Consider the following 25163-nt stretch of genomic DNA (forward strand, 5'->3'; position numbering starts at 1 on the left):
AATAATGCAAGCCGTGACAGCACTTCTACCATTGCATGCAACCAAATACGTAGAGTAGTCTAGTTCTGTCAGACGAATGTGCGGTTCCGTCGCATCGGCGGCGCATCACGCGGGTCGGGCACCGCGAGCCGGGCGACACTCCCTGAACGGCTGGAGACAATCACAATGAATGCCACCACACGTCGCGGACTTTCGGCTGCCTTCGCGGCCACCCTCGCCATCACGCCGGCATGGCGCCCCGTCGTCGCCGCCACCTACTCGAACGGCACCGCCACCGCGCAGTTCAACGTCACGCTGACGATCCAGGCAAACTGCTCGGTTTCTGCGAACCCGCTGGCATTCGGCACCAGCGGCGTGCTGACGTCGGCGATCAACCAGCAGACCACGCTGTCCATCACCTGCTCGAACTCGACGCCGTACAACGTCGGGCTCGACGCAGGCGGCGTCAGCGGCTCGACGGTCTCCGCGCGGCTGCTGGCCGGCACGGCCAGCGGCAACACGAGCACGACGCTCGGCTTCCAGCTCTACCAGGACTCCGGCCATACGACGATCTGGGGGAACACACAAGGCACCGACACCGTCGGCGGCACCGGCACCGGGTCCGCCCAGACGGTGAACGTATACGGCCAGGTGCAGACCCAAACCACGCCGAAGCCGGACACCTATCAGGCCACCGTCACCGCGACCGTCTATTTCTGACGCGTCGTGGCGATCCGCCTACGTCTTTTCGCCGCGCTGTGCGCCGCGTCCTGCGCAGCCGCGTCGGCGGCGACGCTGCAGATTTCGCCGGTGACGCTCGAACTGGCGCCGTCGGTGGCGGCCGCCGGCGTCACGCTCAGCAACTCGGGCGCGCAGCCGATCTACGGCCAGGTCCGCACGTTCCGCTGGACCCAGGAAAACGGCGAAGACGTGCTGACGCCGACCGATTCGCTCGCCGCGTCGCCGCCGCTGCTGCAGATCGGCGCGAACGCCGAGCAATTGATCCGCCTCGTGCGCACGACGCGCGCGGCGCCGGCCGCCGAGGAGAGCTTTCGCGTGCTGATCGACGAGCTGCCCGCGCCCGGCACGCCGGTGGCGAACGGCATCACGCTGCGCCTGCGCTACTCGGTTCCCGTGTTCGTCGAGCCGGACAGGACACCCGCGCCGCCGCGGCTCGACTGGCGCGTCGAATCCGACCCGCGGGGCTGGCGGCTGTCGGTCGCGAATCTCGGCGGCCGGCGCGCGCAGATCTCCGCGGTGCGGCTCGTCGATGCGCAAGGCAATGCGCACGAAGTCGCGCGCGGGCTGCTCGGCTACGCGCTGGCCGGCAGCGTGCGACGCTGGCCGCTCGAGCTCGAGACGCGCAAGGCGCCGTTCGTGAAGGTCCGGGCGACCGTCAACGCGCAACCGGTCGAGGCGCGGCTCACGCCGCCTTGAACCGGGCGCCGGCCTCCCTCCCTTCACGTTGCGCGTGCCGACGACGCGATCCGCCGACCGACCGACGCCCTGCGGGCGACATGCGCTGCTGGCCGCCGCGGCGTCGGCCGTCGTCGCGCTCGGGCCGCACGCCGCCTGCGCGGCACCGGCGCCCGTGCCGCCACCCGTCGCCCCGGCGCCCGGCGCGCTGTATCTCGACGTGTCGATCAACGGCGAACCGACCCGCCGGATCGCGCGCTTCCAGCTGGTCGACGGACGCCTGTTCGCGGCGTCGGCCGACCTGAACGACCTCGGCATCGCGGCCGGCGACCGCGCGCACGCGCCGTCGAACGCACTGGTCGCGCTCGACACGCTCGAGGGTGTGCACTACGACTACGACCCCGGCCGCCAGACGATCGACCTGCGGGTGCCCGACGCACTGCGCATTCCGCACACGTTCGACACGCGCGCGCTCGCCGCCACGCCACCGGCCGCGTCCGGGCGCGGCATCGTGCTGAACTACGATGCGTACGCGCAGACCGCTGCGCACGCGCCGCTCGCGATCTGGAGCGAGGCGCGCTACTTCGATCCGGCGGGCGTGTTCAGCAACACCGGCATCGCGTACCTGTACCGCGACCGGCAGCGCTACGTGCGCTACGACACGTCCTGGACGATGTCCGACCCGCGCGCGCTCGCGACGACGCAGATCGGCGACACCATCTCGTCGTCGCTGTCGTGGACCCGTTCGCTGCGTCTCGGCGGCGTGCAGTGGCGCAGCAACTTCGGGCTGCGCCCCGACCTCGTGACCTTCCCGGTGCCGGCGCTGTCCGGCAGCGCGGTCGTGCCGTCGGCGGTCGACCTGTACGTAAACAACGTCCGCCAGTTCAGCGGCGCCGTCCCGAGCGGCCCGTTCGTGATCAACAGCGTGCCGGGCATCACCGGCGCCGGCAACGCGACCGTGATCACGCGCGACGCGCTCGGCCGCACGATCACCACGTCGATCCCGCTGTACGTCGACACGCGCCTGCTCGCGCCCGGCCTCGCGAGCTATTCGGCGGAAGCGGGCTTCCTGCGCCGCGCGTATGGCGTCGACACGTTCGACTACGCGCGCACGCCGGCCGCGAGCGGATCGCTGCGCTACGGGATCGACGAGCGGCTGACCGCCGAAGCGCACGCCGAAGTGACGAGCGGCGTCTACAACGCCGGCGCGGGCGTGCTCGCGCGCATCGGCAACGCGGGCGTCGCGAACGCGTCGCTGGCCGTCGGCGCGGGCCGCTTCGCCGGCGCGCAGGCGGGCCTCGGCTACCAGTACGTGACGCCGCGCTACTCGATCGACGCGCAGACGCTGCGCGCGTTCGGCGGCTACGGCGACCTCGGCTCCCGGGAGGGCGTGCCGGTGGCGACCGCGAGCGACCGCGTCACGGTGTCGTTGCCGTTCCTCCACGCGCAGACGCTGTCGTTCAGCTATCTCGGCCTCAAGTATCCGGGCGCCCGCGCGTCGCGGATCGGTTCGGCTGCGTGGTCGGTGAACTTCGGGTGGCGCGCGTCGATGACCGTCAGCGCATTCCAGGACTTCCGGCAGCGCGACGCGCGCGGCTTCTTCGTCAGCCTGAGCATCGGCCTCGGCGACAACACGTCGATCGCCGCTAGCGCCGGCCGGCAGAACGGCAAGTCGAGCTACGCGGTCAACGCGTCGCGCGCGCCCGACTACGACGGCGGCTTCGGCTGGAACGTGCAGGCAGGCGGGAACGGCGGGATGCGCTACGGCCAGGGGCAACTGCAGTACCTCGGCCGCTCGGGCCAGGTCACGCTGCTCGGGCAGTCGTTCGCCGGCGAGCGCAATGCGGCGGTCGACGTCGCCGGCGCGCTCGTGCTGATGAACGGCCGGCTGATGACGGCGCGCCGCATCGACGACGGCTTCGTGCTCGTGTCGACCGACGCGGGGCGCGTGCCGGTGGTGCACCAGAACCGGCTCATCGGCGAAACCGATCGCGCCGGCTATCTGCTGGTGCCCGACCTCAACGCGTACCAGAACAACCGCGTCGGGATCGACGGCACGACGCTGCCGGCCGACGCGCGCCTCGCGGGCACGACGCTCGACGTCGTGCCGCAGGCCCGCTCCGGCGTGCTCGCGCGGTTTCCGGTCACGCGCTACCGCGCCGCGTCGATTGCGCTGCGCACGCCCGACGGCGCGCCGCTGCCGCCCGGCCTCGAAGTCGTGCACGTCGAAAGCGGGCAGCGCACGATCGTCGGCTACGACGGCCTCACGTTCGTCGACGGCCTCGCCGCCGACAATCATCTGGAGATTGGCAGCGACGGACGCCGCTGCAGCGTCGAATTCGCGTACCGGCGCCCGGACGACGGCACGCTGCCGCGCATCGGCCCGCTGACCTGCGCGCTGCGCTGACGCCCGCCCGGTCGCGCGGCCGCGAATGCTAGAATTCCCCGATTCCCTCGCGGCGCACGCCGCCCAACACCCTTCGAAGATTCGCCATGACGTCCCAACTGCACAAAAAGGGCGAGGCCTGGTCGGCCCGCTTCTCGGAACCGATGTCCGAGCTGGTCAAGCGCTACACGTCGTCGGTGTTTTTCGACAAGCGCCTCGCGCTCGTCGACATCGCCGGCTCGCTCGCGCACGCGAAGATGCTCGCGGCGCAGAAGATCATCAGCGCCGACGACCTGGCGGCGATCGAACGCGGGATGGCGCAGATCCAGGGCGAGATCGAGCGCGGCGAATTCGAATGGCAGCTCGACCTCGAGGACGTCCACCTGAACATCGAGGCGCGCCTGACCGCGCTGATCGGCGACGCCGGCAAGCGCCTGCACACGGGCCGCTCGCGCAACGACCAGGTCGCGACCGACATCCGCCTGTGGCTGCGCGGCGAGATCGACCGCATCGGCGGCCTGCTGGGCGACCTGCGCAGCGCGCTGATCGACCTCGCCGAGCAGAACGCCGACACGATCATGCCCGGCTTCACGCACCTGCAGGTCGCGCAGCCGGTCACGTTCGGCCACCACCTGCTCGCGTACGTCGAGATGTTCTCGCGCGACGCGGAGCGCATGCGCGACTGCCGCACCCGCGTGAACCGCCTGCCGCTCGGCGCGGCCGCGCTCGCGGGCACGAGCTACCCGATCGACCGTCACGCGGTCGCGAAGACGCTCGGCTTCGACGGCATCTGCGCGAACTCGCTCGACGCGGTGTCGGATCGCGACTTCGCGATCGAATTCACGGCCGCGGCCGCGCTCGTGATGACGCACGTGTCGCGCTTCTCGGAAGAGCTCGTGCTGTGGATGAGCCCGCGTGTCGGCTTCATCGACATCGCCGACCGCTTCTGCACCGGCAGCTCGATCATGCCGCAGAAGAAGAACCCGGACGTGCCCGAGCTCGCGCGCGGCAAGACCGGCCGCGTGAACGGCCACCTGATGGCGCTCCTCACGCTGATGAAGGGCCAGCCGCTCGCGTACAACAAGGACAACCAGGAAGACAAGGAACCGCTGTTCGACACGGTCGACACCGTCGCCGACACGCTGCGGATCTTCGCCGAGATGGTCGCGGGCGTCACCGTGAAGCCGGATGCGATGCGCGCGGCGGCGCTGCAGGGCTTCTCGACCGCGACCGACCTCGCCGACTACCTCGTGAAGCGCGGCCTGCCGTTCCGCGACGCGCACGAGGCGGTCGCGCACGCGGTGCGGATCTGCGACGATCGCGGCATCGACCTCGCCGACCTGACGCTCGACGAGATGAAGCAGGAGCTGCCGAACGTCGCGCACCTGATCGGCGACGACGTGTTCGGCTACCTGACGCTCGAAGGCTCGGTCGCGAGCCGCAACCACCCGGGCGGCACCGCGCCGGACCAGGTTCGCGCCGCGGTGAAGGCCGCGCGCGCGGCGCTCGGCAAGTAAGCTTCGCCGCGAACGGACGCCCCCGCGGCGTCCGTTTTTTGTTGGTGCGGGCCGCGCACGCTGCGTGCGTCGCCCGCCCTCTCCCCGACTTCCGGACCTCAGCAATGACGTTTTCCGCCGCGATCTTCGACATGGACGGCCTGCTCATCGATTCCGAGCGGACGATCATGAACACGTGGATCGACGTCGCCCGCGCGCACGGCGTCGGGCTGTCCGCCGCCGACTATGTGCAGATCGTCGGCCGCTCGTTCGCGGAAGGCCAGACGATTCTCGCGGGCATCATCGGCGACACCGGCACGTTCGACGCGGTACGCACGCGCGTGCGCGCACAGCTCGCCGCGCCCGAACCCCATCCGAAATTCCCGCTGAAGCCCGGCGCGCACGCGCTCCTGAGCGCGCTCGCGCAGGCCGGCATCCCGTGCGCGGTCGCGTCGTCGTCGGCGCGCGACGTGATCCGCGCGCGGCTCGACGCAGTCGGCGCGCTGCCGTTCTTCCACGCGCTCGCGGGCGGCGACGAAGTCGCGCGCGGCAAGCCCGACCCGGCCGTCTACCGGCTCGCCGCCGAACGGCTCGGCGTGCCGGCCCATGCGTGCATCGCGTTCGAGGACAGCGATTTCGGCGCGCAGGCCGCGGCCGGATCGGGCGCGTCGGTCGTCACCGTGCCCGACCTGAAGACGCCCACGCCGGAGATCGTCACGCTGAGCCTGCACGTGCTCGCGTCGCTCGATGACGCGCTCGCCCTCGTGCCGGCGTGGTTCGGGCTGCAAGACGCGCAGCGCACGTAGGCGCGCGTCGGCAGCAAACTTTCGCCGCAATGCAAACGGGCACCTCCCGGTGCCCGTCTTTTCTTGCCGCGATGCGTCACATGGCCGTCAATTGTTGCCGGCCGTCTCGGACAGACGCTTCATCGTCGCGATGCGCGCGCCGATCAGGTCGATCCGCCCGTCCTCGCCGACGAGCGGCGCGGTCGCGTCGCGGTACGCGACCCACGCGCGCTGCGCATGCACGAGCGTCGCGGCCGAATGCGCGGGCATCTTGCGCCGCAGCTTCTGGTAATAGCGGTTCAGGTCGAACAGCGCGTGCTCGCACGCGGCGTCCTGCTCGCACGGCCGGATGCGGCGCAACGGATCGCGCGCGTCATTCCTGGGCGTGTTCGCCGGGCCGCTCGTCGCTGCATTCGACGCGCCATTGTCGGCCGCCTTCGCCGCCGCCCCGCCCGGCCCGCCGGCCGGCGCCGCATAACGATCGGCCGCCGCCCGCAGCGCGAGCGCGCGCTCGCGCACCGGCTGCAGCTGCATGTCGGCGCTCGCCATCGTGTACATCGTGCCGCGCGTCGTGTCGTACACGGCCTTCAGCAGATGCGCGTCGTCCTTGCGCCACATGAGCCAGCGCCGCTGGCTCTCCTGCCAGCCGCGCTTCGCGTCGGCGGGCGCGTCGTTCAGCAGGCGCGTGTACGCGGCGTCCATCACCGTCTGCCACTGCTGCTGCGCTTCGCCCATGCACTGGATCTGCCCGGCCGTCGACGAGCGGTCGCGCTGCGCGAGGCACTGCCGCATTGCGACGTCGACCGGATCGGCCGCGGCGACTTCCGCGTGCGCCACCCCCAACCCCGCCGACCAGGCCGCCCAGGCGACGAGCGCGGCCGCGGCCGCGCGCATCGTCCCGATTCGATTCCGTTCCATCGTCAATCGCGCACGCAGTCGACGAAGTACTCGACGCGCCCGTTCACCTCTTCCGCGACGAGGCCGTGGATGTCGGTGTGGAAGCCCGGGAAGCGCTCGTTGAAGTCGCGCGCGAACCGCAGGTAGTTGACGATCGTCTTGTTGAAGCGCTCGCCCGGAATCAAGAGCGGAATGCCCGGCGGGTACGGCGTCAGCAGGATGCTCGTCACGCGGCCTTCGAGCTCGTCGAGCGGCACGCGGTCGATCTTGCGGTGCGCGAGCTTCGCGAACGCGTCCGACGGCTTCATCGCTGGCTCCATGTCCGACAGGTACATCTCGGTCGTCAGGCGGGCGATGTCGTTCGCGCGGTACACGTCGTGGATCTGCGTGCACAGGTCGCGCAAGCCGACGCGCTCGTAGCGCGGATGCTGCGCGACGAATTCCGGCAGCACGCGCCACAGCGGCTGGTTGTTGTCGTAGTCGTCCTTGAACTGCTGCAGCTCGGTCACCATCGAGTTCCAGCGGCCCTTCGTGATGCCGATCGTGAACATGATGAAGAACGAGTACAGGCCCGTCTTCTCGACGATGATCCCGTGCTCGGCGAGGTACTTCGTGACGATCGCGGCCGGGATGCCGGTCTCGCCGAATTCGCCGTCCACGTCGAGCCCCGGCGTGATGATCGTCGCCTTGATCGGGTCGAGCATGTTGAAGCCTTCCGCGAGCGGGCCGAAGCCGTGCCAGCGGTCGTTCGGCTTCAGCATCCAGTCTTCGCGCGAGCCGATGCCTTCCTGCGCGAGGTCTTCCGGCCCCCACACGCTGAAGAACCAGTCGTCGCCGTACTCGGCGTCGACCTTGCGCATCGCGCGGCGGAAGTCGATCGCCTCGGCGATCGATTCCTCGACGAGCGCGGTGCCGCCCGGCGGCTCCATCATCGCGGCCGCGACGTCGCACGACGCGATGATCGCGTACTGCGGGCTCGTCGACGTGTGCATCAGGTACGCCTCGTTGAAGCGGTGCTTGTCGAACGTGCGGTTCTCCGAATCCTGCACGACGATCTGCGACGCCTGCGAGATGCCGGCGAGCAGCTTGTGGGTCGAGTGCGTGGCGAACACGAGCGCGCCGGTGCGCGGACGGCCGTCGCCGATCGCGTGCATGTCGCGGTAGAAGTCGTGGAACGTCGCATGCGGCAGCCACGCTTCATCGAAGTGCAGCGTGTCGAGCAGGTCGCCGAGCAGGTCCTTGATCATCTCGACGTTGTAGACGACGCCGTCATACGTGCTCTGCGTGATCGTCAGGATCCGCGGCTTCATGTCGGGGTTCTGGCGCATCGCCTCGCGCGCGAACGGGTTCGCCTCGATCTTCTTGCGGATGTTCTCCGGCTTGAACTCGTCGCGCGGGATCGGGCCGATGATGCCGAAGTGGTTGCGCGTCGGCGTGAGGAACACGGGGATCGCGCCCGTCATCGTGATCGCGTGCAGGATCGACTTGTGGCAGTTGCGGTCGACGAGCACGATGTCGCCCGGCGCCACCGTCGCATGCCAGACGATCTTGTTCGACGTCGACGTGCCGTTGGTCACGAAGAACAGGTGATCGGCGCTGAAGATGCGCGCCGCGTTGCGCTCGGACGCGGCCACCGGGCCCGTATGGTCGAGCAGCTGGCCGAGTTCGTCGACGGCGTTGCAGACGTCCGCGCGCAGCATGTTCTCGCCGAAGAACTGGTGGAACATCTGGCCGAGCGGGTTCTTCAGGAACGCGACGCCGCCCGAGTGGCCCGGGCAGTGCCACGAGTACGAGCCTTCGTCCGCGTACTTGACGAGCTCCTTGAAGAACGGCGGCGCGAGCGAGTCGAGATAGACCTTCGCCTCGCGGATGATGTGGCGCGCGACGAACTCCGGCGTGTCCTCGAACATGTGGATGAAGCCGTGCAGCTCGCGCAGGATGTCGTTCGGCAGGTGGCGCGACGTGCGCGTCTCGCCGTACAGGAAGATCGGGATGTCCGCGTTGCGGCGGCGCACTTCGCTGACGAACGCGCGCAGTTCGATGATCGCGGTGGCCAGTTCGGGCAGCTCGCCGTCCGGACCGGTCTCGCCGAGCATGAGTTCGTCGTCGTCGATCGACAGGATGAAGCACGACGCGCGGCTCGACTGCTGCGCGAACGACGTCAGATCGCCGTAGCTCGTGAGGCCGAGGACTTCGACGCCCTCCTTCTCGATCGCTTCGGCCAGCGCCCGGATGCCCGAGCCCGAGATGTTCTCGGAGCGGAAATCTTCGTCGATGATCACGACGGGGAAACGAAACTTCATGGGCGAATCTCCAAAAAGAACGACCGCGGCGCGTCACGCGCAGCGGTCACCCGATAACCGGTCGGTGTTCAGCGGATATGCAACCAGATCAGGTTTTCGGCAGCGTGACACCCCGTTGCCCCTGATACTTGCCGCCGCGATCCGCGTACGACACGTCGCACACCTCGTCGCTCTCGAAGAAGAGCACCTGGGCGACGCCTTCGTTCGCGTAGATCTTCGCGGGCAACGGCGTGGTGTTCGAGAATTCCAGCGTGACGTAGCCTTCCCATTCGGGCTCGAACGGCGTCACGTTGACGATGATCCCGCAGCGCGCATAAGTCGACTTGCCGAGGCAGACCGTCAGCACGGTGCGCGGAATGCGGAAATATTCGACGGTGCGGGCCAGCGCGAACGAGTTCGGCGGGATGATGCACACGTCGCCCTTGAAGTCGACAAACGAACCCTCGTCGAAGTTCTTCGGATCGACGATCGTCGAGTTGATGTTCGTGAAGATCTTGAATTCGTCGGCGCAGCGGATGTCGTAGCCGTAGCTCGACGTGCCGTAGCTGACGATCCTGCGGCCGTCTTCGGACGCACGGACCTGATCGGGCACGAACGGCTCGATCATCTTGTGCTCTTCGGCCATGCGCCGGATCCACTTGTCGGACTTGATGCTCATAAATGGGCGCCAGAAAACGCTGCGTGACTGTCAGGGAAGGCCGTCCGCACAGGGCGGCGGCCGGGAAAGGCGCACATTTTACGCGATCGCGCGGGCACGCATGCGGCGCCTTTTCATCGGATCACGCCGCACGCGAGCGCGGGCCCCGCGCCGTGCTGCGGGAACGCCGGATCGCTCGGGTCGCGATGCACGAGCGCCGAGCGGCCGAACGCCGAGCGCACGCCGTCGAGGGCCAGGTCGGGCGCGACGATGAAGCCCGCCGCGACGCCGTTCGCGTCCGCGTGGATATTGCCGAGGTCGCCGGCGACGCGAGCGCCCGCGCGAAGCCGGTCAGCCGCCGGCGCGAACACCTGGCCGGCGCTCGAGCCGTCGCCCGCATTGCAGTCGCCGCGCTCGTGCACCTGCAGCGCGTGGTCGCTGTTCGGCGGCAGGCCCACCAGGTTGTAGGTGACCTGCACGCCGTCGGGGCGCTCGACGAGCGTCACCATGCCGCGCGCCTGCGACCCGACCGTCGGTTGCAGTTGCGCGTCGGCGCGCTTTTCGTGCGTCGATGAAAAGGAAGTACAGCCGGCCAAGAGGCCCAGCGCGGCGGCGGCCAGCAGCGCGTGCCGCACGCTGCCGGCGCGCGCGCCGTGATGTCGTTCGTTCATGCGTTCCTCATGCCGGCGGGTGCCGCGTGTGACGTGGCGCCCGCCGGGCGGGTAAAGGGACCCTGGAAAAGTCGCCATGATACCGCGCCTCGCGGCGGCGTAAACAGCGTCCGGCCCCGCCCCGCAAGGGTTTTACGTATTTTGAACAACGATGCTCGGAAACTTCGACGTCATGTCGCGCGCGCGCTCGGCAATCGCGAGCGCGACGCCGCGCGCAATTTCGCGATAACGCTGCGCGAGCTTGCCGTCCGGATCCGCCGCAACCGTCGGCGCGCCGCTGTCGGCCTGCTCGCGGATCGCGATGTCGAGCGGCAGGCTGCCGAGCACGTTCACGCCGTAGTCCTTCGACATCCGCTGCGCGCCGCCGGCGCCGAAGATGTGCTCTTCATGGCCGCAGTTCGAGCAGACGTGGATGCTCATGTTCTCGACGAGGCCGAGGATCGGGATGCCGACCTTCTCGAACATCTTCAGGCCCTTCTTCGCGTCGAGCAGCGCGATGTCCTGCGGCGTCGTGACGATCACCGCGCCCGTCACCGGCACGCGCTGCGCGAGCGTCAGCTGGATGTCGCCGGTGCCCGGCGGCATGTCGACGATCAGGTAGTCGAGCTCGCGCCAGTTGGTCTGGCGCAGCAGCTGCTCCAGCGCCGACGTCGCCATCGGGCCGCGCCACACCATCGGGTTGTCCTCCTCGATCAGGAAGCCGATCGAGTTGGCCTGCAGCCCGTGGCCGACGAGCGGGTTCATCGACTGGTTGTCCGGCGACTCGGGCCGCTGGCCATGGATGCCGAGCATCGTCGGCAGCGACGGGCCGTAGATGTCGGCGTCGAGGATGCCGACCGACGCGCCTTCCGCGGCCAGCGCGAGCGCGAGGTTGACGGCCGTCGTGCTCTTGCCGACGCCGCCCTTGCCGGACGCGACCGCGACGATGTTCTTCACGTTCGGCAACAGTTTGACGCCGCGCTGCACGGTATGCGCGACGATGTCCTGCGAGACGGCGACGCGCGCGTCGCGCACGCCCGGCACGGCCTTGAGCGCCGCGCTCACACGTGCGCGCACGTCGTCGTGAAGGCTCTTCGCCGGATAGCCGAGCACCACGTCGACGCTCACGACGTCGCCGTCGATCGCGACGTTGCGCACGCCTTTGCTGGCCGCATACGGGCGGCCGGTGTTGGGATCAACGACAGCCGCGAGCGCGGCGTCGACGAGTGCCCGGTCAATGCTCATCGAAACTCCGTGAAAACGTTCTTTTCGCGCTCAAACGTCAAGAATTATCAAATAACGCGGCGAAAATCGGGAAAAGTGAAAGAATCTGTTGCATGCCATTGCGCGAACGCGCGGGCCGGCGCAATCTGCGCGTGCGGCACGCCATGGGGCCAAATCGACCCCGTACCGCCTATATTGTAGAGGCTGACGCGTCGCGCTGCCCGAACAGCCACGCTGCCGGGCAGGGCATGCGGCCGCCGCGCGTGCAGGATCGCCCCCTTTTTCCGGGCGGGCCTGCCCAGGAAGCCGTACCTGTTGTTGTTGTCGTTGTCGACTCGTTCAACCAAGAGAGGAATCCCAGATGAACATGAAAATCGCGACCCGCTTGTCCGTCTTCGTATTGGCCGGTGCGGTTCTCGCCGGCTGCGCGACGTCGCCGCAAGGCACCAGCACGGCCGTCGGCACGGGCGCGGGCGCCGCGCTGGGCGCCGGCATCGGCGCGCTGGCGGGCGGCGGCAAGGGCGCGGCGATCGGCGCAGGCGTCGGCGCACTGGTTGGCGGCGTGACGGGTTACAACTGGCAGGCGATCAAGAACAAGCTCGCGCCGTCGGCGGCCCAGACCGGCACGCAGGTGACCGAGCAGCCGGACGGCTCGCTGAAGCTGAACGTGCCGAGCTCGGTGACGTTCGCGACGAACCAGTACGCGATCACGCCGGCGTTCACGCCGCTGCTGAACGACCTGGCCACGACGCTGAACCAGAACCCGCAGGTCACCGCGTCGGTCGTCGGCTACACCGACAGCACCGGCTCGGCGGGTCTGAACCAGACGCTGTCGCAGAACCGCGCGCAGAGCGTCGTCAACGCGCTGACGCAGCGCGGCGTCTCCGGCGGCCGCCTGTCGGCGCAAGGCATGGGCGCGTCGAACCCGATCGCCGACAACGCGACCGAAGCCGGCCGCGCGCAGAACCGCCGCGTCGAGATCTACCTGCGCGCTGCCCAGCAGCAGTAAGGCGCGCGGGCGGGGAATGCGCGGGCGCGCCGCCCGCACTGCCCCGCCGGACAACGCTTCCGGCGGGGCATTAACAAATCGAAAAAAATTTCGAACTTTTGTCACGGCCCGTGGTCTTTCTTTACGGTACGTGGCTGGTGTTGCCGGCGCGTCACCATTCTCCTCTTGTCGTTGTTGCTCCGGGGCCGTATCCGCCCCGGTTTTTTTTGCCTGCGCAATTTGTGCCGCAGCGCAACATCCGACACCCCGGCACGCCGCTTGCGGTGCTCTGCGTCCCGCCCGCGCCGCCTGCGCCGGCCACCCGCCTGTCCGGCCCGCGCCCCTGCTAGAATCGCAATTTCCAGTGGTTTCCCGCCGTTCCTCTACAGACCCTATGTCCGCATCCGACCTCACTTCCGTGCAGGCCGCGCCGCAAGGCCGCCGCCAGATTCTCGTCACGTCCGCTCTGCCGTACGCCAACGGCCAGATCCACATCGGCCACCTGGTCGAGTACATCCAGACCGACATCTGGGTGCGGACGCTGCGAATGCACGGCCATGAGGTCTACTACATCGGCGCCGACGACACGCACGGCACGCCGGTCATGCTGCGCGCCGAGAAGGAAGGGCTGACGCCGAAGCAGCTGATCGACCGCGTCTGGACCGAGCACAAGCGCGACTTCGACAGCTTCGGCGTGTCGTTCGACAACTTCTACTCGACCGATTCGGACGAGAACCGCGTGCTGAGCGAGCAGATCTACGTCGCGCTGAAGGAAAACGGCCTGATCGCCGAGCGCGAGATCGAGCAGGCGTACGATCCCGTCAAGGAAATGTTCCTGCCGGACCGCTTCATCAAGGGCGAGTGCCCGAAGTGCCACGCGAAGGACCAGTACGGCGACAGCTGCGAGGTGTGCGGCTCGACCTACCTGCCGACCGAGCTGCTGAATCCGTATTCGGTGGTGTCGGGCGCGACGCCGGTGCGCAAGACGTCGACGCACTACTTCTTCCGCCTGTCCGATCCGCGCTGCGAAACGTTCCTGCGCGACTGGGTCGGCGGCCTCGCACAGCCGGAAGCGACCAACAAGATGCGCGAATGGCTCGGCGACGCCGGCGAGGCGAAGCTCGCCGACTGGGACATCTCGCGCGACGCGCCCTACTTCGGCTTCGAGATTCCGGGCGCGCCCGGCAAGTACTTCTACGTGTGGCTCGACGCGCCGGTCGGCTACTACGCGAGCTTCAAGAACCTGTGCGACAAGCGCGGCATCGATTTCGACGCGTGGATCCGCAAGGGCTCGACCGCCGAGCAGTACCACTTCATCGGCAAGGACATCCTGTACTTCCACACGCTGTTCTGGCCCGCGATGCTCGAGTTCTCCGGCCACCGCACGCCGACCAACGTGTTCGCGCACGGTTTCCTGACGGTCGACGGCGCGAAGATGTCGAAGTCGCGCGGCACGTTCATCACCGCGCAGAGCTACATCGACACGGGCCTGAATCCCGAGTGGCTGCGCTACTACTTCGCCGCGAAGCTGAACGCGACGATGGAAGACCTCGACCTGAACCTCGACGACTTCCAGGCGCGCGTGAACAGCGACCTCGTCGGCAAGTACGTGAACATCGCGAGCCGCGCGGCGGGCTTCCTGCTCAAGCGCTTCGACGGCCGCGTGCAGGACAGCGCGATGAACCACCCGCTCGTCGCGAAGCTGCGCGACGCGATTCCCGGCGTCGCCGCGCACTACGAGGCCCGCGAATACGGCCGCGCGCTGCGCCACACGATGGAGCTCGCCGACGAAGTCAACGCGTACGTCGACGGCGCGAAGCCGTGGGAGCTCGCGAAGGATCCGGCGAACGCCGTCGCGCTGCACGAGACCTGCAGCGTCAGCCTCGAGGCGTTCCGCCTGCTGTCGCTCGCGCTGAAGCCCGTGATGCCGCGCATCGCGGAAGCGGTCGAGGCGTTCTTCGGCATCGCGCCGCTCGCGTGGGCCGACGCCGCGAAGCCGCTGTCGTCGGAACAGCCGATCAGGGCGTACCAGCACCTGATGACCCGCGTCGACACGAAGCAGATCGACGCGCTGCTCGCCGCGAACCGCGATTCGCTGGCCGGCGCGGGCACCTCGACGGACGCGGCCGGCAGCGCGAAGGCCGCGAAAGCCGCGACGGCCGACGCCAAGGCCGCGAAGGCGAACGCGAAGCCCGCCGCCGCCGCGAACGGCGCGGACGACGCCGACGCGCCCATCTCGATCGACGATTTCGCGAAGATCGACCTGCGCATCGCGAAAATCGTCGCGTGCCAGGCGGTCGAAGGCTCGGACAAGCTGCTGCAGCTCACGCTCGACGTCGGCGAGGAGAAGACCCGCAACGTGTTCTCCGGGATCAAGTCCGCGTACCAGCCGGAGCAGCTCGTCGGCAAGCTGACCGTGATGGTCGCGAACCTCGCGCCGCGCAAGATGAAGTTCGGCCTGTCCGAAGGGATGGTGCTCGCGGCGTCGGCAACCGACGAGAAGGCCGAGCCGGGCCTCTACATCCTCGAGCCGCACAGCGGCGCGAAGCCGGGCATGCGCGTGAAGTAAGCGGCACGCGCCGCCGCTGGCGCGACAGCCCCGCACGATGCGTGCGGGGTTTTTTTATGCTTGAGCCGCACGGGTCGCCGCCCGGTGCGTACCGCGGACGGATTCCGCTACCATGTCGCGTTGCGCGGCAGCCGCTCGCGCATGCCGATGCACTATGCAGCACCGGAACCCGCCGGATTCCGAAGACCGCCGCGAGCGGTCGGCCACGGGCCGTGGCGGCGGGCTCCGTCCACAGAACAACGAAATGAAAACGCACCCGATGCCCTCCCGGCCGGCCGGACGCGCGCGTCGTCCCGCATGAGCCGCGCCCGTTCCCCGATGCCGATCCCGCTCGTGCCGGTCGCCGACGCGAACGGCGTCGCGCCGCTCGTCGCGCGCAGCCGCGCGTTCGGCGCGCTCGCCGAGCGCTTCGCGTGGCTCGCGCTGCGCGAGCCGCCCGCCGACGACAATGCCCGCTGGCACGCGCACATGCTCGGCAAACGCGCGATCCGCTTCGCGCAGCCGCTGACGTTCACGCCCTACGCCGCCGCGCAGCCCTGCTCCGCGCGCTGCCGGTTCTGCTCGGAAACGCTCATCGACGAGACCGCGTCCGGCCCGATGGCCGCGAGCCAGCGCCCGGGCGCGAACTATTTCGACAGGCTCGGCCGCGCGCTGCGGGCGCTGCGCGGCGTGCCGCTGTCGTATTCGCTGTCCGGGCTCGAGAACACCGACGATCCGGGCTGGCTGCTGTCGCTCGTCGCAACCCTCGGCGCGGCCGGCGACGACGGCCCCGACGTCGGCGGCAGCGTGCTGTACACGAACGGCGCAGGCCTCGTCGAGCACGGCGACGCGCTGCTGCCCGCGCTCGCGACCTTCGGGCTGTCGTGGCTCGAATGGTCGCGCCATCACGATCGCGACGACGTGAACCAGTCGATCATGCGCTTTCGCCCCGGCCAGCCCGTGATGCGCGACACCGCGTTCGAGACGGCGTTCGCCGCCGCGCGCGAGCGCTTCCCGGTCAAGCTCGTCTGCATCGTGCAGCGCGGCGGCATCGAGACGCCGGCCGACGTGCTCCGTTATCTGGACCGCGCACGCACGCTCGGCGCGAGCGCCGTGATCTTCCGCGAGTTCTCCGCACTGCCCGACACGTACCGGCACAACGCGACGCGGCGCTACGTCGATCAGGCGCGGATCGCGATCGACGCGCTGCTGCTCGCGTGCGTCGCCGACCCCGCGTTTGCCGCCCGGTGCGAGCCGATCGCGCTGACGGGCGGCTACTACTTCTGGAATGCGCGCTGGGCGCACCGCGACGGGTTCGAGGTCGTGTTCGAGGCGTCCGACTACGGCGCGATGCGCGAGCATGAACTGCGCGACGCCGTGTACAAGCTCGTATTTCATCCGAACGGCAACCTGTGCGCGGGCTGGCAACCGACGCGCGACATCCTGTGGAGCGACGATGACCACCGTGACTAGCTGGCTGCGCCTGACCGAAGAGGCCGCCGACACCACCCTGCCCGCCGACCTGCGCGCGCGGGATTCATTCGCCGCGCGCGATTGCGGCTGGGTCGAGCAGATGGTGCCGTTCATCGGCAGCCACGCGACGCCGGGCGGCTGGATCGTCGATCCATTCTGCGGCTTCGGCACGACGCTCGTCGCCGCCGCGCAATGCGGCGCGCCGGCGCTCGGCGTCGAGGTCGATCCGGAGCGCGCGGCGTTCGCGCGCGAACGGCTCGCGCGGGCGGGCGCCCCGGCCGGCCGCCATCCGGTGCTCGCGGGCGACCTGTCGACCACCGCGACGCAAGCCGCCGCGCGTGACGCCGGCGGCCCGTTCACGCTGTGCCTGACGAGCGTGCCGTACTTCGGCTGCGACGAGCTGCCCGGCAAGGCAGCCGACGGGCAGCTGTACGGCGTCGCGCACTACGCGCCGTATCTGGAACGGATGCGCAACGTATTCGCGGGCGTACACGCGCTGCTCGAACCGGGCGGCTGGTTCATCGCGATGGCGCAGAACCTGCGCCTCGGCGGCCGGTTCGTGCCGCTCGCGTGGGATGTCGCGCGACTGCTCGGCGAACGCTTCGTGCTGCACGAGGAGCGCGTGCTGATCTACGAACGCGCGGGCGGCCCCGCGCCGCACGGCGACGGCGCGACCGATCGCACGCACGAGTACGCGCTCGTGTGCCGCAAGGCGCCGCTTGCGAGCGACGCCGACGCCGCCCGTGCGCTCTTCGCCGCGCTGACGCGCGACGGCTTCGCGTTCGCCGTGATCGGCGGCTTCGCACGCCGGCTCGCGGCCGAAGCGGGTCATGCCGATGGCGGCGCCGCCGGCGACACCGATACGCCGCTGAACGACGTCGACCTCGTGGTGCCGCCCGACGACGCGGGCGTGTCGCGGCTGCTGCAATGGCTGGAAGCCGACGGCTTCTCGCTGGAATCGTGGAATGCGCGGATCACGCCGCCTGTCGCGGCCGCCGCGCTGCGCTACCGTCACTACTTCCGTGCGCGGCGGGCCAACCGGGCGCGACGACAGGAGCGAACGACCGCTGAGCCGGTTGCGCGCGCGACGCGACGCGCGCCGCCGTCACCGTCGGCCGAACCACCGGTCGAAGCGCCGCGTGTAGTTCAGGTCGACGCCCTGGAACGTGCCGCCGTACGCGGACACCGACCAGAAGCGCGTCAGGTTGATCGTCGCCTTGAACGCGTTGCTCGCCGATTGCAGCCCCTGCTCGTAGCCGAGCACGAAGCGCTCGTTGATCGCCTTCGAGATCTGCACGACCTGCGGATCGGTCAGGCCGACGTCGCTGCGGCCGATCGAGAATTCGTCGAGGCCGATGCTCTGCGCGACGCGCTTGCCGGTTGCGCTGCCGAGCAGCGCGAGCGCGGCGGTCATCGCGTTCTGCTGGCCGACGTTGTTGCCCTGGTCGGTGCCGTGGCCGAACAGCAGCCACGACAGCTTCTCGTTGTCGGTCACGTTCGGCTCCGACACGAGCCTGACCGTCGGCGACTGGATCGTGCCCGTCACCTGCACGCCCGCCTCGACTTCCTGGTTGCGCCGCATCGCGAGGATGTTGACGCCCGGGTTCGACACCGGGCCGTTGAACGTGAAGAAGCCGTTCTCGATCGCGAGCTTGCGGCCGAACGACGTGTACGTCGAGCCTTCCGTCACGCGCACGTTGCCGACCGCGCGCAGCGGCACGCCGGGCGCGCTCATCACGGTGATCGTGCCGCGCAGCCCGAGATCCGCGCCGTGGCCCTTGAAGCGGAAGTCGTTGCCGAGGCCGATGTCGACGTTCGCGCGCGGTGCGAGCGACGGCGCGGGCTTGTCGGTCGCCGGCTGCGGCTTCGCGATCGCGGTGCCCGTCTGCGTCTCGCCGCGCACCGTGCCGTCCGGACGCATGATCACGACGTCGTCGGACAGGTGCGGCGCCGCCTGTTCCGGCAGGTCGAACAGCGCATGGTCGACGACGAACTTGCCGTCGATCGCGAGCCCGCCGTGCGCCCCCTCGTTCGCGACGGTCGCCTTGCCCGACAGCGACAGCTTGCGGTCAGGCGCTGCGAACAGTTCGAGCTTGTCCGCGACGATGCTCGCGGTCAGGTCGGGCGCCTCGTTGTCGAGCCGCACGCGGCCGATCGCGCGCAGCGTGCCGCTGCCGCCGTGGAACTCGACCTGCTGGAATTCGACGAGGTTCTCCGCCAGCCGGATGCGCACGATGCCGTCCTTCAGCTGCACGCCCTGGTCGACGAGCGTCGCGGACAGCTCGTCGCCCGTCAGCATCCCGGACACGTTCGGCTTCGCCGGCGTGCCGGCGACCGTCAGCTTCAGCGCCGCGCGCCCGCCGAGCAGGTAGCTCGGCCCGAACAGGTTGCCGGTCGCCTTCAGCGACGGGATGTCGGCATCGATGCGGCCCGACAGCGGGCCGTCGTCGGCGACCGCAAGCGCGCCGTCGCGCGGCGCGAACGGCACCGCGACGCTCGCGTCGAGCGTGCCGACCCGATTCGCCTTGCCCTGCACGGTCACGTTCAGCCGGTTGCCCGCGCCGAACGCGGCGCGCGCCTGCAGGTCGGTGAGCCCGAGCGACGCGATCCCGCGCGCGGTCTCGACGGTCACGTCGCCGCTGCGCCGCCTGACCTGCAGATAGCCGGTCGCGGACGTGCCGAGCGCGAAATCCCAGTCGGCGTCGAGCACCACGTCGGTCCGCACCGGCGGCCGCCGGCCCGTCAGCTCCTGGCGGACCTCGAGGAAGCGCGCGACCGACGCGCCGCTCACCGTGCCCACGGAGCGCAGCAGGCCGTGGTCGAACACGAAGGTCTTCAGGTCGATCGCCGCGCCTTCGAGCGTCAGCTTCGCCGCGCCGAGCGTCACGCGCCCGGCGCCCGCCGATACGGCGAGCGGCGTCTGCAGCGCGAGCGCCGGCGTGCCGCGGTTCGCGAGGCGCGTCACGGTGCCGTCCCAGCGCATCCCGTCGCGGCTTTCGACGACGCCGCCGTTCGCCGCGACCGTCAGGTCGATCACGCGCCCGCCGGCCATCCCGACCGCCGACGCGTCGAGCGTGTGCTTCGCGCGCGTGCCGTCGAGGTTCGCGCGCAGCGTCTTCAGCTGCAGCGAGCCGAGCGCCACGTCGCTCGCGTCGACGGTGAACACCAGCGCGCCGTGCGCGCCGTCGCGGATATCGGCGCGCCCCTGTGCGGCGCCGATCCGGTTCGCGCCGAACACGACGCCCTGCGCCTTGTAGGTCGCGGTCACGTTCGGATGCGCGAAGCTGCCCGTCAGGTCGCCCTGCGCCTCGACGAGCCCCGCGACGCCGAAGCCGAGCCGGTCGAGCTGCGGCGCATCGACGACGAAGCGCAGCCGGTCGCCGGGCGCGCCGAAGCTGCCGCGCAGGTCGACGCGGTTGCCCGCGATCGACAGGTTCGCGTTGCTCGGCAGGATCCGCGTGCCCGCGAGCTGCACGACGCCCGCGCCGGTCAGCGGCACGCCGTCGTACAGGCTGTCGCCGAGCTTGAAGGTCGCCTTCGTCGACACCTGCGGCGCGAACGCGCCCGACGCGGTCAGCGTGCCGTTCACGCGCGTCTCGCCGCCCTTCGCGGGCGCAGCCTTCGTCACCTTCGCGGCCGCCTTGCCGGCGGCGGCCGGCGGCGCGCGCATCGCGGCGAGCAGCAGCGGATCGAAGTTGGCGAGCGTCGCCTTCGCGTCGTAGCTCGAATGCGCGTCGTGGCGGAACACGCCGGTCAGGTCGATGCGCCCCTTGGCCGCAGTCACGCGCGCATCGGTCAGCACCGTCTGCTGCGGCGTCAGCGCAACCTTCGCACGCGCGCCGAGCGCGAGCTTCGGATCGGTCAGGTCGAACTCGACGGTCTGCACGCCGCTCGCGAGCGTCACGCCGACCGGCCCGCCGAGCCGCATCGGGCGCAGCTCCGCCACGAACGCATTGAGGTCGAGATTCGCGACCTTCAGGTCGAAACGGCCCTTGCCGAGCGCGACCGCGCCGCCGCCCGTCACGCTGCCGTCGCGGATCAGCTTCAGCGCGAGGCCGTCGATCCGCTGCGCGTGCGCGTCGAGCCGCACGGTCGCGTTCGCATCGACGACCGGCAGCAGATGGTCGCCGAGCGTGCCCGGCTTCGCGTTGACGATCGACACCGGCCCCGTCACCGCGAACGCGTGCGGATGCGCGGGATCGGCCGGCGCGGGCGCGAGCTCGGCGCGCACCGCGAGGTCCGCGGCCGGCGCGCCCGGCGCCAGCGACTGCGGGTTCACATGATCGAACGCGAGCGACGCGCGCGTGAGCGGCACCGCGCCGAACGGCGCCGCCTCGACGTGCGCGCGCCCGTTGAGCTTCAAGCCGCTCGCGTCGACGTCGGCGACGAGCGCTTCGAGCGAGCCCGACACGCGCGCGCGCGCATCGACCGGCTCCTCGGCGAGCTTGCCCGCGTAGGTCGCATCGCCCGTCAGCGCGAATGGCCGCACGCCGTCGAGCTTCGCGCGCGCACTCAGCGCACCGTACTCCGTGTCGAGCCGCTCGAGCGCAAGCTCATGGTGGCGGCCGTCGCTGCGGCCGCTCAGCGCGAGATGGTCAAGCTGCGTCGTCGAGCCGCCCTCGTGGATCGCGAGACGGTCGAAGCGCAGGTCGACGATCCGCAGCTGCAGCGGCAGGCGCAGATCCTGCGGCATCACGGTCGGCGTCGACGGCCCCGGCGCGATCCGCACGTCGATCGTGCCTGCGCGCAGAGAGTCGACCGTCAGGCGCAGCGGTGCGCGGGTCAACGCCCAGCGGCCGTCGAGACGGTCGATCCGCACGTCGGTGCCCGTGCCGTCCGGGCTCGTCCACGCGAACGCGCGCAGGCGCACGCCGGTGGCCAGCGCGCCGCCCTCGAGCGTGCCCGACAGTCGCCCGCCGAGCACGCGCACCGCCGTCTGCCACGCGAGCCGGGTGCCGCGCTCGGTCGTGATCGCGGCGAGCGCGAGCCCCGCCACCAGCACGACGAGCAGCACGACGCCGGCCAGCGTCCACGCGACGCCGCGCAGGACCGGCGAGCCGCGCGGTGGGCGCGGCGCGTCCTCGGGCCGGCCGTCGGGCGTGTCCGGATCGTGGGGCGGCGGCGTGTCGTGGGCGTCCTTCGTCATGCGGTGTGTGATGGATGAATCGGTTCGGTCAGAATGCGACGCCGAGCGTCAGGTACGGGCGCACGCTGCGGTTGCGCAGCCCGTAGGCGAGGTCGAAATTGATCGGGCCGACCGGGCTGCGCCAGCGCGCGCCGATGCCGACGCCCTTGTAGAACACCTTCTCGCCCCATGCGTCGGTCGCGGTGCCGACGTCGAAGAACGTCGCGGCGCCCCAGTCGCGGTTGAACCAGTGCTGGTATTCGGCGGTGCCGGTCGTCAGGTACTTGGTCGGCAGCACCGAGCCGTCGACGCCGTTGCCGATGCTCTGGTAGCCGTAGCCGCGCACCGAGTTCGAGCCGCCCGCGCGGAACAGCAGCGACGCCGGCACGCCGGTCGAGCTGCCGCTCGTAAACACGCCGCCCAGCTCCGCGCGGAACACGAACAGGTCGCGCTTGCCGATCGGCACATACTGCTGGCCGCGCGCATAGCCGCGGATGAAGGTCTGGTCGGTGAGCACGTTCTTCACCGCGAAGCCGGCCTCCGCGTGAATCAGGTTGCCGGAGCGCGGGAACAGCGGATCGTCGACGTTGCGGCGCGTCCACGCCCACTGCGGCACGAGCGCGCGGCTCATGGTCGGTCCCGCGCCGTTCTGGTTGAGCCGGTCCTGATACAGCATCAGCGAATACGCATAGTCGATGTACTGTCCGGTGCGGGTGCGCTGCACGCCGACCCGCGCGCTGTAGATGCGCGTGTCCGACACGTCGGTGTTCGTATACGACGCGAGCACGCTGTTGGTCCACGCGCGCGGCCCCGGCGGCATCGACAGCTGGACCTGGCCGTACTGCTGGATCTGGTCGAGCCGGCCCGACACCGTCAGCGGCCAGGCCGCGCCGAACGTGTCGAGGTACGTGTACGCGCCCTGGATGTGCGGACCGGTGTCGGTCGCGTAGCCGATCCCGCCGCGCACGCTGTTGTACGGATACTCGCTGACCTTCACGTGCACGGGCGTCTGGTCCGGCTTCGCGGTGTCGTTGCCGACGTCGATCGCGACGCTCGCGTAGTACGGCGTGTTCTGCAGTTGCCGCTGCAGCTCCGTGATCCGCTGCACGTCGTAGATCTCGCCTTCGGACAGCGGATTGACGTTGGTGACGATCTTCTCCGGATAGCGGCGCACGCCTTCGACGTCGACCTTGCCGATCGTGAACGTCGGCCCGCTGTCGAACGTGACCGCGAGCGTCGCGCGCTGCGTGCGCGGATCGATGCGCGCCTCGGACGCGGTGATCTTCGCGCCGAGGTAGCGGCGCGATTGCAGCTGCCTGAGCGCGGCGCCCTTCGCGCCGTCCCAGCCCGCCTGCGTGAACGGCTCGCCCGCCTTCAGCGAGAACGCGAAGCGCGTCGCGGTCTCCTGCTTCGGGTCTTCCGAGCCGACCGGCCCGTTGAACGTCAGGTCGACCGACGACACGACGGTCTGCGGCCCCGGATCAACCGCGATCCTCACGTTGCGCTTGCCGTCGCGCGTGCGCACGTCGGTGCGCACGACCGGCGAGAAATAGCCTTCGGTCGCGGTCAGGTCGCGCACCTGCTGCGGCGTTGCGGTGACGAGGAAGTCGAACTGGTCGTCGCTGACGTCGTCGCGCTTCGCGAAGCGCGCGATGTCGAGGTGGGACTTTAGCAGCTTGCGGACCGTGCGCGGCCCGTCGATCTCGACGTCGTATTTCGCCCAGGCGGGCAGCGCGGCGAGCGCGGCCAGGCAGCCGGCGAGGATGCGCGCGGCCCGGGCCGCGCCGGCGTCGCCGCGTCGGGCGCCATCATGCGCCGTGTCTTGTTGCTGGTGTGCCTGCCCCGCCAACTATGACCTCGCCCTCAATGATGTGAATTGTTCGAAAAACCGTATTTGACCATACGGATGTCGCCACCCCCGCCCGCGCGCCGCTTTGATGCTTGCGCGCAACGGCGCGACGCCCGCGCGTTCGACGCGCGTTTCACGCCGGCCGTTCCCCGCGATGCGGTAAAATCCCGCCATCGCACAATCCGGCGCGTTGCGCGCCGACCTGAAACGGAAAGCCAAGCCATGCCGTACCAGTCCGACGTCACGCAATTCCTGAACCAGCTCAAGCAGCAGAAGCCGACGCTCGAGGAAGAGCAGCGCAAGGGCCGCGCACTGCTGTGGGACAAGCAGCCGGTCGACCTCGACGAGCGCGCCGCGCAGCAGGAATCGCGCGTGAAGCAGACGTCCTACGTCTACTACCAGAACTTCTGACGACGTGAGCGCCGCCGACGAGGCCAGCGCCGCCCGGCCTGACGCGGCCCGGCCCAATGCGGCCCAGCCGGAAGACGCGGTCGCCGCGCCCGCGGGCGCCGATTCGACGCCCGACACGGTCGACGGCGTCGCGGCGTTCGCGCGCCTGTACGGCGAGCCGCTCTTCAAGCTGCCGCAGGACCTGTACATCCCGCCCGACGCGCTCGAGGTGTTCCTCGAAACGTTCGAAGGCCCGCTCGACCTGCTGCTCTACCTGATCCGCAAGCAGAACTTCAACGTGCTCGACATCCCGATGGCGCAGGTCACCGCGCAGTATCTGGGCTATGTCGACCAGATCCGCGCGTCGAACCTCGAACTCGCGGCCGAGTACCTGCTGATGGCCGCGATGCTCATCGAGATCAAGTCGCGGATGCTGCTGCCGGTCAAGAAGGCCGACACCGGCGAGGAGGCGGAAGATCCGCGCGCCGAGCTGGTGCGCCGCCTGCTCGAATACGAGCAGATGAAGCTCGCCGCGCAGCGCCTCGACCGGCTGCCGCAGCTCGGCCGCGACTTCCTGCGCGCCGAGGTGTACATCGAGCAGAGCATCACGCCGCGCTTCCCCGACGTGAACGCCGACGACCTGCGCGCCGCGTGGGCCGACGTGCTCAAGCGCGCGAAGCTCGTCCAGCATCACAAGATCTCCCGCGAGGAGCTGTCGGTGCGCGAGCACATGAGCCTGATCCTGCGCAAGCTGCAGAACGCCCGCTTCATGGAGTTCGCCGAGCTGTTCGACACGTCGCGCGGCGTGCCGGTCGTCGTCGTGAACTTCATCGCGATGCTCGAGCTCGCGCGCGAATCGCTCGTCGAGATCACCCAGCCCGAACCGTTCGCGCCGATCTACGTGCGCCTCGCGTACCTGCCCGCCTGAATTGCGCCGCCGGGCGCCACGCCGAACCCGGCCCGCCCGCGCAGACGTATTCCCGATAAAAGCGAACGATCGTCCTTTTATCGGTGCGC

The 25163-nt window shown here is 69.8% G+C and carries 18 protein-coding genes and 1 pseudogene; 11 read left to right on the forward strand and 8 right to left on the reverse strand.

Translation table 11 applies throughout. From position 1 onward, the window contains the following. Positions 1-165 precede the first annotated feature (165 nt). The 5 genes from ACFIMZ_RS14925 (at position 166) to ACFIMZ_RS14945 (ending at position 6083) form a co-directional block, all read left to right on the forward strand. The gene (locus ACFIMZ_RS14925) at positions 166-699 is read left to right on the forward strand and encodes a Csu type fimbrial protein (RefSeq protein WP_431820182.1); all 534 of its coding nucleotides are present in this window, start codon (positions 166-168) and stop codon (positions 697-699) included. A gap of 12 nt (positions 700-711) precedes the next feature. After that, complete coding sequence (locus ACFIMZ_RS14930) at positions 712-1416, forward strand: fimbrial biogenesis chaperone (protein ID WP_431822503.1); 705 nt, start codon at positions 712-714, stop codon at positions 1414-1416. A gap of 85 nt (positions 1417-1501) precedes the next feature. Continuing rightward, positions 1502-3802: a fimbria/pilus outer membrane usher protein gene (locus tag ACFIMZ_RS14935; RefSeq protein ID WP_431822504.1), complete on the forward strand. Its 2301-nt coding sequence runs from the start codon at positions 1502-1504 to the stop codon at positions 3800-3802. Positions 3803-3888: 86 nt separating this feature from the next. After that, positions 3889-5298 carry an argininosuccinate lyase gene (gene argH / locus ACFIMZ_RS14940; RefSeq protein WP_431820183.1) on the forward strand — a complete coding sequence of 470 codons (1410 nt, stop codon included), beginning with the start codon at positions 3889-3891 and terminating at the stop codon, positions 5296-5298. 104 nt (positions 5299-5402) lie between these two features. Continuing rightward, entirely contained in the window at positions 5403-6083 is a 681-nt protein-coding gene (locus tag ACFIMZ_RS14945; protein WP_431820184.1) for an HAD family hydrolase, read from the forward strand. An 87-nt stretch (positions 6084-6170) separates the two neighbouring features. Here ACFIMZ_RS14945 and ACFIMZ_RS14950 read toward each other — a convergent pair whose 3' ends face one another. From ACFIMZ_RS14950 to ACFIMZ_RS14975, 6 genes are all read right to left on the reverse strand, one after another. Then, positions 6171-6956 carry a lysozyme inhibitor LprI family protein gene (locus ACFIMZ_RS14950; protein ID WP_431822505.1) on the reverse strand — a complete coding sequence of 262 codons (786 nt, stop codon included), beginning with the start codon at positions 6954-6956 and terminating at the stop codon, positions 6171-6173. Positions 6957-6982: 26 nt separating this feature from the next. Further along, positions 6983-9262 (reverse strand): arginine/lysine/ornithine decarboxylase, encoded by a 2280-nt coding sequence (locus ACFIMZ_RS14955; protein WP_059537053.1) that lies wholly within the window; start codon positions 9260-9262, stop codon positions 6983-6985. An 88-nt stretch (positions 9263-9350) separates the two neighbouring features. Continuing rightward, positions 9351-9920 (reverse strand): dCTP deaminase, encoded by a 570-nt coding sequence (gene dcd / locus ACFIMZ_RS14960; protein ID WP_006398615.1) that lies wholly within the window; start codon positions 9918-9920, stop codon positions 9351-9353. Between the two features lie 113 nt (positions 9921-10033). After that, complete coding sequence (locus ACFIMZ_RS14965; RefSeq protein WP_059969093.1) at positions 10034-10570, reverse strand: superoxide dismutase family protein; 537 nt, start codon at positions 10568-10570, stop codon at positions 10034-10036. A 132-nt stretch (positions 10571-10702) separates the two neighbouring features. After that, the gene (apbC, locus tag ACFIMZ_RS14970; RefSeq protein WP_431820185.1) at positions 10703-11794 is read right to left on the reverse strand and encodes an iron-sulfur cluster carrier protein ApbC; all 1092 of its coding nucleotides are present in this window, start codon (positions 11792-11794) and stop codon (positions 10703-10705) included. A gap of 47 nt (positions 11795-11841) precedes the next feature. Next, positions 11842-12120: a hypothetical protein gene (locus ACFIMZ_RS14975; protein WP_431820186.1), complete on the reverse strand. Its 279-nt coding sequence runs from the start codon at positions 12118-12120 to the stop codon at positions 11842-11844. A 14-nt stretch (positions 12121-12134) separates the two neighbouring features. Between ACFIMZ_RS14975 and ACFIMZ_RS14980 the strand changes: the two genes are divergently transcribed. The 4 genes and pseudogenes from ACFIMZ_RS14980 to ACFIMZ_RS14995 all read left to right on the forward strand — a co-directional run. Continuing rightward, the gene (locus ACFIMZ_RS14980) at positions 12135-12782 is read left to right on the forward strand and encodes an OmpA family protein (RefSeq protein ID WP_431820187.1); all 648 of its coding nucleotides are present in this window, start codon (positions 12135-12137) and stop codon (positions 12780-12782) included. 373 nt (positions 12783-13155) lie between these two features. Beyond that, positions 13156-15330 carry a methionine--tRNA ligase gene (metG, locus tag ACFIMZ_RS14985; protein WP_431820188.1) on the forward strand — a complete coding sequence of 725 codons (2175 nt, stop codon included), beginning with the start codon at positions 13156-13158 and terminating at the stop codon, positions 15328-15330. A gap of 297 nt (positions 15331-15627) precedes the next feature. After that, entirely contained in the window at positions 15628-16782 is a 1155-nt protein-coding gene (locus ACFIMZ_RS14990) for a hypothetical protein (RefSeq protein WP_431820189.1), read from the forward strand. 100 nt (positions 16783-16882) lie between these two features. Beyond that, positions 16883-16966, forward strand: a pseudogene (locus tag ACFIMZ_RS14995) (hypothetical protein); the annotation flags it as partial. A 921-nt stretch (positions 16967-17887) separates the two neighbouring features. Here the strand turns inward: ACFIMZ_RS14995 and ACFIMZ_RS15000 are convergent. Both ACFIMZ_RS15000 and ACFIMZ_RS15005 read right to left on the reverse strand, forming a co-directional pair. Next, complete coding sequence (locus tag ACFIMZ_RS15000) at positions 17888-21928, reverse strand: translocation/assembly module TamB domain-containing protein (protein ID WP_431820190.1); 4041 nt, start codon at positions 21926-21928, stop codon at positions 17888-17890. 28 nt (positions 21929-21956) lie between these two features. Next, positions 21957-23756, reverse strand: a complete 1800-nt coding sequence (locus ACFIMZ_RS15005; protein WP_431820191.1) for an autotransporter assembly complex protein TamA — start codon at positions 23754-23756, stop codon at positions 21957-21959. Between the two features lie 222 nt (positions 23757-23978). On the opposite strand from ACFIMZ_RS15005, the gene ACFIMZ_RS15010 reads away from it, so the two are divergent. Both ACFIMZ_RS15010 and ACFIMZ_RS15015 read left to right on the forward strand, forming a co-directional pair. Next, positions 23979-24167 (forward strand): DUF3460 family protein, encoded by a 189-nt coding sequence (locus ACFIMZ_RS15010; protein ID WP_431820192.1) that lies wholly within the window; start codon positions 23979-23981, stop codon positions 24165-24167. A gap of 4 nt (positions 24168-24171) precedes the next feature. After that, complete coding sequence (locus ACFIMZ_RS15015) at positions 24172-25074, forward strand: segregation and condensation protein A (RefSeq protein WP_431820193.1); 903 nt, start codon at positions 24172-24174, stop codon at positions 25072-25074. Positions 25075-25163: the final 89 nt, after the last annotated feature.

This window comes from Burkholderia sp. F1 (genome assembly GCF_050813845.1).
GTDB classification, from domain to species: Bacteria; Pseudomonadota; Gammaproteobacteria; order Burkholderiales; family Burkholderiaceae; genus Burkholderia; species Burkholderia ubonensis.

Bases quoted from the DNA above. Each gene is read 5' to 3' on its own strand.
- ACFIMZ_RS14955 (WP_059537053.1), bottom strand. From the start codon at position 9,262: ATGAAGTTTCGTTTCCCCGTCGTGATCATCGACGAAGATTTCCGCTCC.
- apbC (WP_431820185.1), bottom strand. From the start codon at position 11,794: ATGAGCATTGACCGGGCACTCGTCGACGCCGCGCTCGCGGCTGTCGTT.
- ACFIMZ_RS14925 (WP_431820182.1), top strand. From the start codon at position 166: ATGAATGCCACCACACGTCGCGGACTTTCGGCTGCCTTCGCGGCCACC.
- ACFIMZ_RS14945 (WP_431820184.1), top strand. From the start codon at position 5,403: ATGACGTTTTCCGCCGCGATCTTCGACATGGACGGCCTGCTCATCGAT.
- argH (WP_431820183.1), top strand. From the start codon at position 3,889: ATGACGTCCCAACTGCACAAAAAGGGCGAGGCCTGGTCGGCCCGCTTC.
- ACFIMZ_RS15000 (WP_431820190.1), bottom strand. From the start codon at position 21,928: ATGACGAAGGACGCCCACGACACGCCGCCGCCCCACGATCCGGACACG.
- ACFIMZ_RS14980 (WP_431820187.1), top strand. From the start codon at position 12,135: ATGAACATGAAAATCGCGACCCGCTTGTCCGTCTTCGTATTGGCCGGT.
- metG (WP_431820188.1), top strand. From the start codon at position 13,156: ATGTCCGCATCCGACCTCACTTCCGTGCAGGCCGCGCCGCAAGGCCGC.
- ACFIMZ_RS14990 (WP_431820189.1), top strand. From the start codon at position 15,628: ATGAGCCGCGCCCGTTCCCCGATGCCGATCCCGCTCGTGCCGGTCGCC.
- dcd (WP_006398615.1), bottom strand. From the start codon at position 9,920: ATGAGCATCAAGTCCGACAAGTGGATCCGGCGCATGGCCGAAGAGCAC.
- ACFIMZ_RS14950 (WP_431822505.1), bottom strand. From the start codon at position 6,956: ATGCGCGCGGCCGCGGCCGCGCTCGTCGCCTGGGCGGCCTGGTCGGCG.
- ACFIMZ_RS14965 (WP_059969093.1), bottom strand. From the start codon at position 10,570: ATGAACGAACGACATCACGGCGCGCGCGCCGGCAGCGTGCGGCACGCG.
- ACFIMZ_RS15010 (WP_431820192.1), top strand. From the start codon at position 23,979: ATGCCGTACCAGTCCGACGTCACGCAATTCCTGAACCAGCTCAAGCAG.